This is a genomic window from Paenibacillus sp. LPE1-1-1.1, assembly GCF_040676435.1.
Classification (GTDB): domain Bacteria; phylum Bacillota; class Bacilli; order Paenibacillales; family Paenibacillaceae; genus Pristimantibacillus.
The window spans coordinates 426,104-441,127 of record NZ_JBEGHY010000023.1; the positions used below are offsets into that span (position 1 = coordinate 426,104).

The 15,024-nt window shown below is 45.4% G+C and carries 13 protein-coding genes; 4 read left to right on the forward strand and 9 right to left on the reverse strand.

Translation table 11 applies throughout. The annotated features are described in order from the left end of the window. Positions 1 to 136 precede the first annotated feature (136 nt). The 3 genes from metE to MRBLPE1_RS18610 all read right to left on the reverse strand — a co-directional run bounded on the left by metE (position 137) and on the right by MRBLPE1_RS18610 (position 6,128). Entirely contained in the window at positions 137 to 2,425 is a 2,289-nt protein-coding gene (gene metE / locus MRBLPE1_RS18600; RefSeq protein WP_364148178.1) for a 5-methyltetrahydropteroyltriglutamate--homocysteine S-methyltransferase, read from the reverse strand. 109 nt (positions 2,426 to 2,534) lie between these two features. Beyond that, the gene (locus tag MRBLPE1_RS18605; protein WP_364148181.1) at positions 2,535 to 3,437 is read right to left on the reverse strand and encodes a LysR family transcriptional regulator; all 903 of its coding nucleotides are present in this window, start codon (positions 3,435 to 3,437) and stop codon (positions 2,535 to 2,537) included. 48 nt (positions 3,438 to 3,485) lie between these two features. Beyond that, positions 3,486 to 6,128 carry a PAS domain S-box protein gene (locus tag MRBLPE1_RS18610; protein WP_364148184.1) on the reverse strand — a complete coding sequence of 881 codons (2,643 nt, stop codon included), beginning with the start codon at positions 6,126 to 6,128 and terminating at the stop codon, positions 3,486 to 3,488. A 227-nt stretch (positions 6,129 to 6,355) separates the two neighbouring features. Here MRBLPE1_RS18610 and MRBLPE1_RS18615 point away from each other — a divergent pair, with 227 nt between their 5' ends. Beyond that, positions 6,356 to 7,087, forward strand: coding sequence for an ATP-binding protein (locus MRBLPE1_RS18615; protein WP_364148187.1), 732 nt, complete (start codon positions 6,356 to 6,358; stop codon positions 7,085 to 7,087). A 64-nt stretch (positions 7,088 to 7,151) separates the two neighbouring features. Here the strand turns inward: MRBLPE1_RS18615 and MRBLPE1_RS18620 are convergent, their stop codons facing one another. Together MRBLPE1_RS18620 and MRBLPE1_RS18625 are read right to left on the reverse strand one after the other, a co-directional pair. After that, on the reverse strand, positions 7,152 to 7,862 hold the full coding sequence (locus MRBLPE1_RS18620; RefSeq protein WP_364148190.1) for a TrkA C-terminal domain-containing protein: 711 nt from the start codon (positions 7,860 to 7,862) through the stop codon (positions 7,152 to 7,154). A 160-nt stretch (positions 7,863 to 8,022) separates the two neighbouring features. Continuing rightward, entirely contained in the window at positions 8,023 to 9,816 is a 1,794-nt protein-coding gene (locus tag MRBLPE1_RS18625) for an SgrR family transcriptional regulator (protein ID WP_364148192.1), read from the reverse strand. A gap of 160 nt (positions 9,817 to 9,976) precedes the next feature. Here MRBLPE1_RS18625 and MRBLPE1_RS18630 point away from each other — a divergent pair, with 160 nt between their 5' ends. After that, positions 9,977 to 10,168, forward strand: a complete 192-nt coding sequence (locus MRBLPE1_RS18630; RefSeq protein ID WP_364148195.1) for a hypothetical protein — start codon at positions 9,977 to 9,979, stop codon at positions 10,166 to 10,168. Between the two features lie 53 nt (positions 10,169 to 10,221). Here MRBLPE1_RS18630 and MRBLPE1_RS18635 read toward each other — a convergent pair whose 3' ends face one another. The 3 genes from MRBLPE1_RS18635 to MRBLPE1_RS18645 all read right to left on the reverse strand — a co-directional run bounded on the left by MRBLPE1_RS18635 (position 10,222) and on the right by MRBLPE1_RS18645 (position 12,458). Further along, on the reverse strand, positions 10,222 to 10,863 hold the full coding sequence (locus MRBLPE1_RS18635; RefSeq protein WP_364148199.1) for a Bax inhibitor-1/YccA family protein: 642 nt from the start codon (positions 10,861 to 10,863) through the stop codon (positions 10,222 to 10,224). Between the two features lie 84 nt (positions 10,864 to 10,947). Further along, positions 10,948 to 11,895: a helix-turn-helix transcriptional regulator gene (locus MRBLPE1_RS18640; protein WP_364149740.1), complete on the reverse strand. Its 948-nt coding sequence runs from the start codon at positions 11,893 to 11,895 to the stop codon at positions 10,948 to 10,950. Between the two features lie 155 nt (positions 11,896 to 12,050). Then, on the reverse strand, positions 12,051 to 12,458 hold the full coding sequence (locus tag MRBLPE1_RS18645; protein ID WP_364148202.1) for a TerB family tellurite resistance protein: 408 nt from the start codon (positions 12,456 to 12,458) through the stop codon (positions 12,051 to 12,053). A 156-nt stretch (positions 12,459 to 12,614) separates the two neighbouring features. Here MRBLPE1_RS18645 and MRBLPE1_RS18650 point away from each other — a divergent pair, with 156 nt between their 5' ends. Both MRBLPE1_RS18650 and MRBLPE1_RS18655 read left to right on the forward strand, forming a co-directional pair. Further along, positions 12,615 to 13,514: a YihY/virulence factor BrkB family protein gene (locus MRBLPE1_RS18650; RefSeq protein WP_364148204.1), complete on the forward strand. Its 900-nt coding sequence runs from the start codon at positions 12,615 to 12,617 to the stop codon at positions 13,512 to 13,514. A 71-nt stretch (positions 13,515 to 13,585) separates the two neighbouring features. Further along, positions 13,586 to 14,422, forward strand: coding sequence for an alpha/beta hydrolase (locus MRBLPE1_RS18655; RefSeq protein WP_364148207.1), 837 nt, complete (start codon positions 13,586 to 13,588; stop codon positions 14,420 to 14,422). 65 nt (positions 14,423 to 14,487) lie between these two features. Here MRBLPE1_RS18655 and MRBLPE1_RS18660 read toward each other — a convergent pair whose 3' ends face one another. Further along, positions 14,488 to 14,997: a hypothetical protein gene (locus tag MRBLPE1_RS18660; RefSeq protein WP_364148210.1), complete on the reverse strand. Its 510-nt coding sequence runs from the start codon at positions 14,995 to 14,997 to the stop codon at positions 14,488 to 14,490. Positions 14,998 to 15,024: the final 27 nt, after the last annotated feature.

The window sequence follows — 15,024 nt, forward strand, 5'->3', positions numbered from 1 at the left end:
TATACTAAAGTGTACGATGAAAAGGCACTTCACTATATTACCACATTATGGAATATTCGTCTTTGTTCAATTGCTCTATGAAGCTTCAAACCAAAAAAAACAGCCCTGTAAAATGGGCTGCTTTATCGATCATAAATTAAACGGTTTGAGCATGCTTCTCACGAGCGATCCGTGTGGCATCAACCATGTTACGCAATGATTCGACCGTTTCCTCGTAACCGCGCGTTTTAAGTCCGCAGTCCGGATTTATCCAGAACAGCTTAGGATCAAGGACGCGCAATGCGCGGTCAATCATGCTTGTCATTTCCTCAACGCGCGGAATGCGCGGACTATGAATATCGTAAACGCCTAGGCCGATACCCAGCTTGTACGTGTTCAGCTCGAAGCTGTGAATCAACTCGCCGTGACTGCGCGAGGTTTCGATCGAAATCACATCCGCATCCATATCCTCGATCGAATCGATCATGTCATGGAATTCGCAATAACACATATGGGTATGGATTTGCGTTGTTTCCTGAACCGTGCACGTCGTCATCCGGAAAGCTTTGACGGCCCAGGATAGATAATGGGCTTGGTCCTCTTCTTTAAGCGGCAAGCCTTCGCGAACGGCAGGCTCATCGACTTGAATCATGCCGATCCCTGCCTGCTCAAGTGCCTCTACCTCTTGTCTTAGCGCATAAGCAAGCTGATAGGCAATTTGTTCGCGCGAAATATCATCGCGGACGAACGACCAATTCATGATGGTAATCGGTCCAGTAAGCATTCCTTTGACGGGCCGGTCCGTTTTGGACTGCGCGTATTTCGTTTCCTCCACCGTCATGGCTTCCTCAAAGGCGACGTCTCCGAAAATAATCGGCGGTTTCACGCAGCGGGAGCCATACGACTGTACCCATCCATATTGCGTAAAGGCGAAGCCTGCAAGCTTCTCACCGAAGAACTCAACCATGTCCGTGCGTTCGAATTCCCCATGAACAAGCACATCCAGACCGATATCCTCCTGCAGCTTGATCCAAATGTCGATTTGATCACGGATGAAACCGGCATATTGCTCATTGTTCCATTCGCCCTTCCGCCATTGCTGACGGGCTTTGCGCACTTCGGCAGACTGCGGGAAGCTTCCGATGGTGGTCGTTGGGAAAATAGGCAGCTGCCATTTTTGCTGCTGCGCTGCATGACGCTCCGAGAAAGGCAAGCTGCGTTCAGGGTGCTTAGCGCTTATTGCAGCAACAGCCTGCTGGATCTCGCTGCGATTACGCTCTCCTGATTGCTTCAATGCTTGAACGGCCCGTTCATTTTCGTTAAGCTCTTCCGCGAACCCATCCGGGCCCTGCGTTACGGCTTTCGTAAGAAGCACTAGCTCATCCAGCTTCTCATCCGCAAATGCGAGCGCCTCCTGCAGTTCCGTATCAAGCTTCTGCTCATTTTTCACGGTGACCGGTACATGAAGCAGACTGCAGGACGACTGCACGACCAGCTGGTTATCGGTTACGATTGCCGCGAGCTCGGATACGAGCGCCAACTTTTCGCGAAGCGATGCTTTCCAGATGCCGCGGCCATCGATAACGCCTGCGCCTAAAACTTTGTCGGCCGGGAAGCCAAACGTTTTAATGGATGATAGATTGTTGGATAAACCATGCACGAAATCCAGCCCTATCCCTTTTACGGGTAGCGAGACAATCTCCTGGTAATTATCTACTGATTCAAAATAGGTTTGCAGCATGATGTTCAGTCCAGGCGCGGCTGCCGCAAACGCCTCGTATATGGTTTTCAGTCTCGCCAAGTCGTCCGCGCTAACTTTCGTAACGAGTATCGGTTCGTCGATTTGTACCCATTGGACGCCCTCGGCAGCAAGCTCCCGAAGGATTTGCAAATAGAGCGGCAGCAATCGTCCGAGCCATGCATCGGTTTCTGATTTGTTATACCCTTTGGACAGTTTCAAGAAGGTTAACGGTCCGACGATTACAGGCTTGCCTTCAATGCCGAGCTTTTCCTTCGCTTCGCGGTACGCGAGCAATGGTTTATTTTCGGTGAGCACTGGTGTCGCGCCGTCCAGCTCAGGCACAATATAGTGATAATTGGTATTAAACCATTTGGTCATTTCACTTGCGGTAGCTTCCTTCGTCCCGCGGGCAATGCCATAATATAGCGACAAGGGGAGGACGCCGCCGGCATAAGGAAAACGTTTCGGAACAATACCGAACATGGCTGCGGTATCGAGGATATGATCGTAATAGCTGAAATCATTGACCGCGATGAGATCGATCCCCTTCTCTTTTTGCTTGCGCAAATGGTTTAAGCGGATTCCTTGCAGCTGGAGGTGGAATTCCGGCTCCTCCAGTTTGCCTGACCAAAACGCTTCGAGCGCCTTCTTCCATTCTCTATCTGCCCCAATACGCGGATATCCCAAAACACTGCTTTTTATCATCTTGTAAGCTCCTCTGCAACTTGTTACAAGAAAGATATCACGGTTTCGTAGGTATAGTGTAACTGGATTAAACTATATCCAGTTATAGCCTTTAGCTATACCTTCGCTTTTATAAGGGAATCGCTTCTTTGAGCGCTTCGACATATGCAGTTCCTAGCTTCGAAAGCGATGCATTTTTATGGGAAATCCATCCGACATTTATCGTTTCCTCGCAATCCAATGGAACCGGAATGATTTCATTTCCATTGAGATCGGCGCTGAGAACACCTGTCGATATCGTATATCCATTCAACCCGATCAACAAATTAAAAAGCGTTGCCCGGTCATTTACCCGTATGCTTTTCTTGTGCGTCATCGTGCTGAGAATCTCTTCCGAGAAGTGAAAAGAGTTGTATTCCCCTTGGTCAAAGGAAAGGTAAGGATAATTTTGCAGCTGATCTATTGTCACCATGGATTGTTTGGCCAGCGGATTCTTAATGCTTATAAAAATATGCGGTTTAGCCGTTAACAAGCTGTTGAACTGCAAATTTGCGGTTTTGAGCAGTTTGTTTATGACTTTCCCGTTAAACTCATTGAGATATAAGATCCCGATCTCGCTGCGCAAGCTTTTGACGTCTTCAATAATTTCATAGGTTTTGGTCTCGCGCAAAGAAAGCTCGTATTCATCCTGGCCGTGTTCCTGAACCAGACTAACAAAAGCGTTAACCGCAAAAGCGTAATGTTGAGTCGAAACCGAAAAATGCTGCGGGGACGGTTTGGCATTAAGGTACCTGCTCTCCAGCAATTCCGCTTGTTCGACGACCTGCCTTGCATAGCTTAAAAATTCAACGCCTTCCTTCGAAAGCGATATTCCTTTATTGGATCTCTCGAATATGGCAAGCTGCATCTCATCTTCCAAATCCTTGATCGCATTGGAGAGGCTGGGCTGGGAAATAAACAAGCGCTTGGCTGCTTCGTTAATCGATCCCCGGTTTGCGACTTCAATCACGTATTTTAATTGTTGAAGAGTCAATGCAATACTCCCTCTCAAAAAATCTTTTAAAAAATGCCTTATCTTAGATTAGCTGTATTGCTTCTTTGACGTTTGAAACTTCTCCAGCACGCTGGATATGGAGCTGATCGAAAGCGGTTTGCTAATATAGTCGTCCATTCCCTCTGAAAGATATCTCTCGCGATCACCAATTAAGGCATTCGCCGTTACCGCGACAATGTATGGATATTTTTCGGGTATCAGGGTCTCTTTCAGTACGTTTGCGGCTTCTAGCCCGTTCATTTCAGGCATTTCTATGTCCATGAAAATAACGTCGTATGACTCGTACGCCGCGGCCTGAATCACTTCGTTTCCGTTCCAGACGGTTGTCGCCGTATAACCGAGCTTGCCCAGCATTTTTTTTAATACCAGCTGGTTTACTTCGTTATCTTCCGCAATTAATATTTTTAGAGTCTGCGTTTCCGTTCGGCTCTCCGATTGGGAATCAGCCTGCTGCATGGAATCCTTATGAGCTTCGTTGCGGAAAAAAACCGTAAAACGGAAGCTTGCCCCGCCTTCGTCGGTAGATTCTGCCCATATCTGGCCATTCATTAGCTCCACCAGCCTTTTGCTGATGGCTAAGCCCAGCCCGCTGCCCTCTTGTTTTCGCGTCATAAAATGCTCTAACTGATAAAATGGATCAAATAAATGAAGATGCTTTTCCGGTGGGATTCCGATCCCGGTATCTTGAATTGTGAACTGGCACTGGACGCGGTCTTTGTCAGCGAACATATTTTGTACGGAAATGGAGATGCTGCCGCTATAAGTGAATTTAACGGCATTGCCGACTACGTTAATCAGCACCTGCCGCAGCCGGTTAGAATCGCCGTTCAGAACCTTTGGAACATTTTCGTCAATCGTTACGGTCATTTCCAGGTTTTTCTCGATTGCTTTATGGTAAAAGATATCCAGCGTTTCTGCGATTAATTCTCTCATTTGAAACGGTTCATCCACTAACTCCGTTTTTCCGGATTCAATTTTAGATAAGTCCAAAATGTCATTGATCAAGGTGAGGAGGGTTTCTCCGCTTTTGTTAATTATCGTCACATACTCTTTTTGTTGTTCATCGAGCTGTGTCGTCTGAAGCAGTAAATCGGTCATGCCGATGACGCCATTCATTGGCGTTCGAATTTCATGGCTCATCATGGCTAAAAATTCGCTTTTTGCCTTATTCATTTTTTCGGCTGCTTCTTTCGCGATCAACAGCTTTTTTTGTTCCGTAATATCTTTGGCAATGATGTAATAACCGACCGTTTCCTTATTTACGATAATCGGCGCAATCGTCGTTAAGACCTCGACGAAATGACTGTTTTTATGCTTAATTTCGTTAATATTTCTTTCAACCTGCGTAATATTATTGGCTTCCGATAATATTTTGTTGAGATTTTCCGCGCCAATAAAGGTAGAAATACTCATTCCGATCATCTCTCGAGTCGAAAGTCCGGTGAGCTTCTCTGCCACTGCGTTGCAATTAATAATACTGCCTTTTAGATCAAGGGATATGATGGCATCATGGTTATATTTTTTTAACGAGGTATATCGTTGAACGCTCTCTTCCAAAGATAATTCCACTTTTTTGCGTTCCGTGACATCCTGCGTTGTCCCCAGCATTTTGATGGGAGTGCCTTTTTCGTCAAATTTAATCGAGATGCGAATGTTTAAATATTTAATGGTACGGTCAGGCTGCAAATTCCGAAACTCGCAATTAAATTCCTCGCCTTTCAACGCTTTAGTGAAGCAATCCCAATATCGTTCTTGGTCATCAGGGTGAATAAGCTTGATAAGATCTTCATTTGCTATTATTTTTTCGGGGTTAATATTGAAAATCTCATAGCAATTCTGGGACATCGTAACTTTATTATTTAAAGTATCCCATTCCCAGCTGCCAAGAGAGGCAATATCCTGTGCTTCGGCCAAATTATCCTCGTAATTTTTTCTTTCCGTAATATCCCGTCCGATACCGATTACTTTCTGAACGATACCCTGTTCATCCCGAATCGTTTTGAACGTCGTTTCGAACCATATATAGCGGCCATCCCGATGACGGACACGATAAGTTGCCACATCGATATCCTTATACGTGGCGGCTAATATTTCTTTCAAATCGTCCGGATGGTAGAGGTCGAAATTATTTTTCCCAATAAAATCCTCCGGCTCATAGCCCAGCAAATCGCGGATCGACGGCGAAATATAACGCGAAATCCCATCCGGCGTGTTATAGGAAATGAGATCAAGCACATTCCCGGTAATAAGATCATACAGCTCCTTCGTTTCAAGCAAATCGAATTCAATGGTTTTTTTCTCTGAAATATCAATCATATGGGCAATAAAATATAACGGGCTTCCATTTGTTTCATCACGGACTAAGGAGATATGAACAGATACCCAAACCGTGTTTCCGTTTTTTTGTATATATCTTTTTTCTGATTTATAAATAGCGGATCCGCCGTTTAACACATCTCTTCTAAAAGCCTGATTGGCCTGAATATCATCGGGATGCGTAATATCCATAAAGTCTAAGTTTACTAATTCCTCTTCCGTATAGCCTAAAATCTCGCACGCGAGGGGATTCGCATTTAGCCATCTTCCCTCAGTCGAAACCAAGGCAATGCCAATGGGAGCATGCGTGTATAGCTGCGCAAAAACATCATGCTGATCGTTCAAATTTTGCAAACAGAGCCCCTCCTATCGGGAATATCCCTTTATATATACCTGTCCATTTGATACTTCTTAGTATACTTACTTTGAATGAATATAAAAAGAAGTTAAGGCGTTAATGTATTCACATCTATGTTTATATGTTTTTCCCGGATGAAATCAGTGTATAATTTTAAGAGCAATAATCGAAGGAGTGGAGAAAATGAACCAAAGGCACATCGAATTCTGGGGTGATATTAATTTTGGATTTCACGAAAATCGACTCGGGAAATGTAGAATTAGAATGGCTGCCATTTGATTTATCGGATTGTTTTGAAGAAACCTTTGACCTTATGTCCGGATTAGCCAAAGATAAACAATTAGCATTAAATTACGATCTAGATCCGAATCTTCCGCAAAAAGTTGTGGGCGACATGACGAGGCTAAGACAAATTCTCATTAATTTATTGGGAAACGCAATCAAATTCACGAATTCCGGCAGCGTTTTTTTAAGCGTAAATTTATTGGAGCTGGCAGAGCCGAATCAGCATCAGCTGCTTTTTACGGTAAAAGATACCGGAATCGGAATACCAAACGAACAAATGGGATTGTTATTCAAACCCATTTCGCAAGTAGACACCTCTACTACCCGGAAATTCGGAGGAACCGGCTTAGGGCTGGCGATTTGCAAAAATTTGGTTGAGCTTATGGGTGGAGAAATATGGGCTGAGCCGGCTAAAGAAGGCGCAACTTTCGTTTTTACCATTATAACCCTTTCAGCGGACAACTGGACCCGCCGGCAAGAGACTACTATCGTAGGCGCATCTAAGATTAGGCAAGACTTCTCGCAGGAAATGCAGCCTAAAATTATCGCCGTTACTTCAAATGCTTTTACCGAAGATCGGGAAAAATGTTTGAAGGCTGGCATGGACGGTTACTTAAGCAAGCCCATTCGGCGGACTGAACTGTTAGCTGTATTGAATCGGATTTTCTAGGATCGGAATGCTGCTTGCTGCAAATCCTACATCCGAAGAAGTGAACGATGCCATTGCCTCTGATTCATTCCAAAGAGGTCATTTCATGCTCGTTCACCTGTTTCGGCTGTTTTTCCTCTAATTCCGCTTTGAATACCTCCTCTATTTCTTGCTTGCTCCCGTAAACGAATAATGTATCGCCTTCCTCTATTTGCGAATCAAATTGGCGTGACTTCTCCGTACCTCTTTGAATATAAAGAATATTAATATCGCTTGAGCGCTGCCTAATCTCGGAAACGGCATGTCCGATGAAATGGGAGTTATCCCTAATTTGTACCTCGGCCAATAAATCAGAACTCCCGTTTATGTAGAGAACTTCATGGATGGGCAGCTCATGCAATTCGAATACTTTCTCCAAATGATGCTCCGTTTTCCTTGTCAAATACGCGCCCATCCTCTTATTCTTAAGCACAATCAAGAATGCAGCCAATACTGCCGTCACCCAGCACAATTCATAGAGACGAAAGCTCTTCGTAAAAATATTGCTGAGCGTGGATATAATGACTGCCAGCGAAAAAACGCCGAATAGGATCAAAAAAATAGCGATTCGCCGGCGGAACGGATGGCGTAATACAAGCTCTGACTCCTTGGTGGTAAATCCGGTAGCCGTAAGCATGGATACGGCTTGAAACCGGGCAATATCACGGTTAAGTCCCGTCATAATAAGCAGTGCGGCAGCTATTTCAACTACGATTCCGATCGCCGCGCCATAAACGATAATAAACAACCAGTCCATAAAACAGATACTCCTTTCAAATGCCGCATTTTCCCCTACTCTATTATTACCAACACACTTGCCTTATGAATCGTTGTTCCCTTAAACGTGAAAAAGAAGCATCCGCCTCGGTCTAAAACTGAACGAGGTAGGTGCTTCCTTTTACCATTAAGCGCTGATTTTAAGCTTCAGCGGCATGTTCAAACCAGATATCCTTAAAATCGATCCAGCCCAGGGAATTTACGCCTACCCCTTTTATGTTTGGATTGTAGAAGGTATTCAATTTCTTATGGAGCAGGAACAGGACAAGCGTGTCCTCCTTTAGCTTATTTTCAATTTCAAGCAGATGACTCCATCGATCCTCTGCGGTTTGGCAGGCCAAGGCATCATCGATTTTCCCCTTTACCCAGCCCAGCAGACGCGGATCCATATGTTCCCTTAGAAAGTTGCCGGTTTGCTCATAAAGTTCGATTAAGCAAACCTCATCCTCTGCGAATACCACGCAATATAAGAGACAGTCGGCGCTTTGAAGCACATCAAGTTCTCTAATCGATTCCCATGTCTCAACCTGCACGGCAATGTTGATTCCGAAATCAGCCATATGGCGCTGCAGCCACAACGCATCCTGCTCATGAATGCCGTATGTGCAAATCCGGATTGATTCACCGTCGTAACCGGACTCCTGAATGAGCTGAGCGGCATGATCGAATTCGCACCGATCCTGCCAATTCGCTGATAAATCGTTAGGATGAAATCCGCGGGCGGGATACATGCGATCCTCGCCGAGCTCGCGGATCATGCGGGTACGGTCCACAAGCAAATCAACCGCCTTCCGAAAGGCAGCAGACTGCTGCGGACCTTCTTTCCCCATATTCCAGGTCAGCAAGCTGCAGCCGTTGCATACCGATTCGATCTTCTGCCAGCCCTGCTCAAGTTGAATATCTTTTAAATCGTGGTCAACGAGAAGCTGCTCCCAGCTTTTCGAAAATTCAATCGTATCCTCCGGCATCATAACGATGACAACGCCGTCTAGATGGGCCCGCTCGCCAAAATAATTCGGATTTACCTGCATCGTAAACCGGTCGGCCGTCCACTCCGCAAACTTAAACGGTCCAGTACCGACGGGATGCTGCCAGAATTGATCATCTTGTTCGGCCAAATCATGAGGCACGATTGACAGTCCGGGTGCACAAAGGAATCTCGGGAACAACCAATTAGGCTTATCCAATCTTATTCTGACGGTTCGCCGGTTCTTTATTTCAATATCCGTTATGGAGCGCACAAACCACCCCGAAGCGCTGCTCCCGCGCAGCCGATTAAGCGAATATACGACATCCTCCGCTTCGAGCTCCCTGCCATGATGAAATAAAACGCCTTTGCGTAGATGGAATGTCCATTCCCTGCCGGTGGGATCATGCTCCCATGCGTGGGCAAGGGCAGGCACGATTTTCGCTTTCTCGCGATCATATTGAACCAAACAATCAAACAGCTGTTTGATCATATGAGCGCTGAAGGAATAATAAAGCTCCTTCGGATCCAGCGTTAGAATCGGCCTGTACACGGGCAGGCGAAGGATGTCGGATTCCACGTCGTTTATTTGCTCGGTCCGATATCCAAAATGTCCATTCAGCCAATCGACGAATACGCTTCTGACGTTAGTGCCCGCGCCAAAGCTTTCAATCATTTCGAATGCGCGTTGGTATTCGCCTTTCAGCGCCAGCTGCTGACCGAGTTCAAGCAGTTCCTTTTCTTTGGCGACGAGGAATATCATGTGCGAACGGTTACCTCGCCCTCTTCCGGCAATCCACGTGATGAAGCCCTCTTCCTCTAACTTTCTTAGGATGAGCTTCACATTACGCGGCGTGCAATACAAGGTATCGGAAAGCTGTTCCAGCGAGATTTCAATGCGTTTACCGGTCCCGTCATCTCCGGCAAACTTCGTATATAACAACAAATAACGCTCATTCGTCAACATTAGGCGGCCTCCTTGCCATCTAAAACGGAATAAGTAAAGCTAAGCAGTTCTTATCCATATAAAAGGGGAAATTTATGAGTTAGATTATACTCTTTTTATCCCCTTTTCGCGACCGCATAATAAAGACATCAGAAACGCAATGTTGAAGGAGGATACTCAAATGCTGGTTCATTATTATATTGCCGAGAAGTTGTGGGAAGAGCGTGAACGGGAATGGGAGCTTAAGGTGCGAAGAGGGGAATTTATTGAAGCCGAACAGCCAAAACCTTCTTTTATCAGAAGAATATTGTCCAGACGAAGGCTTGCAAACACACCGATGGAGGATTCTCATGATGGCTGCGAATCGCGCTGACAACTAAAAAGGCTAGTCTCTTTAAAAGAGATTAGCCTTTTTTGACGATTTCATTAGTCATCCAGCAGCGATTTTACAAATCGCAAAGCATACAAAATGATATTGACCAAATCAAGATAAATGTTGACAACCATCATCGGAATTTCGCTCTCATCGAAGCCTTCTTTGGACATCCGGCTGAAATCGTAAAGCGTATACCCTATGAAGATCAGCAAACCAAAGCCTGCATATACCGTCTCCATTACTCCGACAAAGGGTACAAAAAACTGAATGAGACCAAGCACGATAAGACCGATCAGCGAAGCGAATAAAAATCCGCCCAAGAATCGAAAATCCTCTTTCGAGTAAGTCGCATAGATAGCTAACCCGGCGTACACCAGAACGGCAACCGCTACGGTTTGGAAGACGACAGCGGTACCGATCGTGGCTATATAATAGCTTATGGCAAACTGCAGCGTCGCTCCGGATACAACCATGAAGGCGTACATCAAGGAATACCCGACTACCTTTGATTTACGCAAAAACATGATCCCGATAATTAAAACAAGTTCTAATACAAACAACGGAATTCTTGCGGCTGGGGGGAGCAGCGTTCCTAAGAACATCCCGCCGATGGAAACAAGCAATGCAAAGAAAAAAGTTAACATTAGCTTTTGCATAGGCTTGCCGTAACCGCTTGATCGACTATAGCTCATCTTCTCTTTCTCCTCGTTACAATATGATTTAGACCCCATAATATCATGAATATTCACGATTAAAAAGAGGCATTCCAATTCTCTTCAGCTTTCAAATAAAATATGGCCGGTCTGGGCAAGGTTATAGCCGGAAATGGCTCCAAGCTCCTTTTGAAAAGCTTCGGATTTCAAAATTCGAGCAATCGTATCAATCAGGAACGTATTTTCCGCCTTCTTCAGAATAACGAGATCGTACCGTTCGCTTATAAGCGGGATAAAATCGACGCCGCTGACGATTGATGCGGCTTTCTCTATGCCTACCCCCGCGTCCGCATCGCCTGCGGCAACCTTGGCAGCCACGCCCAAATGATTCGTTTGCTCCTCTTGATAACCAAGCAGCCCATGTGCGGGAATGCCATGCAGCCTCAACTGCTCATCTAACAATACTCTGGCCCCGGAGCCCTTTTCGCGGTTAATCAGCCGGAGGCCAGGCTGTGATAAATCGTTCCAGCCTTTAATGCCGCGCGGATTTCCATGCCGCACATAGATGCCGGCTTGGCGGGAAAGCAAGTTCATAACGACAACGGGCGTACCGACGAGAAGCTTGCGGATATAGGGGATATTGTACTCCCCGGTATCCCCGTCGAGCAGATGGGTGCTGACAATATCGGAATGGCCATTATACATGGAAATTAAACTATCCAAGCTGCCGACGTAAGAGCGCAGCGGCCTATACCTCGGAGTTTCTTTTTCCACATGTCTTGCTAACAGGTCCAGACTCATATCTTGACCCGTAATGACAATCGACCGGGGATCATTGCTTTGAACGGTTACATACGGCATATCACTCTGTCTACTTGTTGTTTCACGGGTATTCTGCATGCCTTTTGAGCGCTGCTTATAGGCTTCCAGATCGGAGGCATCCACGCGCATTTGTTTTCCGACCCGGTAAGAAGCCAGCTCGCCTTTTTTTATCAAATCATAAACGGTTAACTTCGATATTTTGAGCAGTTTCGAAATTTCTTCGGTTGTATATGAAATATCTTCTGAAATGGCAATCACCTCGTACCCGTAATCTAGCTTGAAATATTGTAGAATATAAAAACGCGATCCTGCTCCTATCCCCTGTACCATCCGCTAAGGAGCAAGCCTTGTTCACAGTGAAATAAAAAAGCATGACACCTGGGTGCCATACTTCGGAATTACGATTACGTGTTCAAAATGAGCTTTAAGCCTTCGATTTTCAGCTGATCCATTCGTATAACCCAGTTTTTAATCGTTTCATAGGTTTCATCGGACAATCCGAACTGCTGCTTCAAATCTTTCGTAAGCTTCTTCTCGTCATCATTGTAATCGCCGTCAGCGAAAATAAGCAGCAAAATCTCAGCGAAAAAGATATTTTTCAAATGTTCGTCATGCAGGCCGCCAACAATATCAGAAAGCTGTTTCTCAGATGAAAAGCTAATCTCCGAGGACTGGATTTCCATCTCGTTCATATACGATTGCAGAAAACCTTGTTCTTTCTTATGCACATACCCGTCGGCATTCGCCACAAGATGAGCCAATTCCAGAAAAGCTAATTTATGTTCCTTGGATTGTAGAAAATGTAAAAACAATCGGTCCACTCCCTTAATTCAAATAAAATGTTTTACTCTCTTATTCGACATCCTTTGATCATTTCCTACATCGATCCATTTTCTTTTCGATTTTGTCCGATGTTTAACATTTGCGTATTCTTGTTTAATTTTATAGGAAAAGGAGGGTGACCACAAATGGCGAGCAAAACTCAAGCTATACAATTTGCAAAATGCTTATACAGCAGATTTCGGGAAGATGATGTTCCCGCACTAGGAGCCCAGCTGACGTATTATTTAATTTTGTCTTTTTTCCCTTTTTTAATTTTCATGGTCAGCCTGCTTGGATTTATTGAACTGTCAGGCGATAGTGTAGTCGCTGAGCTAATCCGCCTCCTACCCTCTGAAGCGAGCGAGACGATAAGCGGCATATTGAAGGAAGTCGTGGACAACAGCACCGGCACTCTGCTCTCTTTCGGGATGATCGCAACGATTTGGTCGGCTTCTAACGGCATCAATGCGATTGTAAAGGGCCTGAACAAAGCTTATGACGTGGAAGAGAAACGTCCCTTTTGGAAGGTTAGGGGGATTTCATTGTTGGCAACCGTTTTTCTTGTCATTGTCATCATGCTGGTGATGGTTATGTTGATTTTCGGCAAAGCCATCGGTGAGTATTTGTTCCTATGGATGAATTATCCCGATGGCTTCCAGTTGATTTGGGGAATTTTAAAATATGTCATTCCAATCGCCGCAATGGCCGCTGCCTTCTCTCTGCTGTACTGGATCGTCCCCAGCAGGCGGCTTAAATTCAAAGAGGTATTGCCCGGCGCCGTATTTGCAACGTTCGGTTGGATCATAACATCGCTTGCTTTTCAATTTTACATGAACAACTTCGGTAACTATACCAAGACCTACGGCAGTCTTGGCGGAATGATTATTTTGTTAATATGGCTTTACATCAGCTCAATCCTTATTATACTGGGCGGCGAAATTAACGCTACTTTTGCGTCAGCAAAAATCAACCCGCCTCAAAGCAGCGGCGTGAGGCACAGCTTCCGGTTTCCGGTGAATAACGGCAAGAATATCAATATAACTTAAGTACGCAGGCATCATTAACCTCGTGAAGATTTAGGCATATGCTGATATATCTGAATACGAGGAGTAATTACATGTATCCTTTCCAACACCATTGGGCGAGATGGACCCATACGCATCCCCCTGCGAATATTTACCGTTCTAGAGTCAGGTGGACTCCTAGACCAAGCGATCAGCTGCTTACCTTCGTGCTGATTCATGGCGCGTGGGCAGATATAAGCTTCTGGGACGGCATAGCCTATGAATTGCGTCAGCTGGGGCATACCGTTTATGTGCCGGAATACCCTGGACACGGAGCGGATTTAAATACAAATGTTAGGCACGCTATGCTGACGAGATCAATCGCCGATTATATCGTTGCCAGAAATTTGAAAGATATCGTCCTTGTCGGGCACAGCTTCGGCGGTACGCTCGTGCAGAAGGTGGCGGAGCTGGTTCCGGACCGTTTAAAACGTCTCGTTTTTTGGAATGCCTTTGTATTAAATGATGGCGAGATGGTTGCCGATGAGTTCCCGCCGGCTGCTCAAGCTCTTTTTCAACAGTTAAGGGAGAGCTCAGGGAATGATACCATTATGCTGCCCTTTCCCCTTTTCCGTGAAACTTTTGTCAATTTGGCCAGCTTAGGCATAGCAGAACAAATTTACAATCAAATCAGGCCAGAGCCGGCAAAACCATCCTATGAGAAATTGGACTTAAAAAAATTTTACAGTCTTAACATTCCGAAAAGCTATATTTATCTGACAGAGGACAATGTGCTGCCTCAGTTCAATAGCCAATACGGCTGGCATCCGCATATGTCCAATCGGCTGGGTTTGTTCCGCTATATTCAAGGAACTGGCGATCATATGACAACGGCAAAAACGCAGCCGGCTTTGCTTGCCCAGAAAATCTACGAGGCCGCAAGAGATTAGCGCATGAAAAAAGGCGAGGAAGTCTATGATTGACTTCTCGCCTTTTTTCATGCGCATCGATTGGATTAAGGTACGTATTGTTGGACGATACGAACGATTTCTCCATCCTTCACGGTCATATGGTAAGGAAAACCCTTGATATCGAGGTCGTCCTCTGTGTTCAATAACTCGATGAATTTAACCACGGAAATGGGCTCGTTCCACACGATATCCGCTTCCGCGACATTGCCTGTGCGATTGTAGATTTGCATGAGAACCTCGGCATTTTCAGCTATTGGCAGTTCATGCAAGTTCTCTGCGTCATTAATGATGTAATAGCCGTCCGGCGGACCGTCAAGCCCGGAATCCCCTTCGCGTTCAAGGAATTTCGCAACGGCTTGCTCTCCCTCGTACCAATCGATCTGATCGATAGACAAAAGGTATTGTTGATCCCGTTTCACCACACTGTCGATATATCCGCTTTCCAAATCCGGCGTAGGTTCTACCGGTGTATAATCACGGCCTCCCGTCGGCGCAAAGCTAAAGGCCGTGAGACAAGCTATCGCAACAACTGCGATCATTGCATATTTTTTCATAGCGCTGACGCTCCTTCTGTTTGGTGT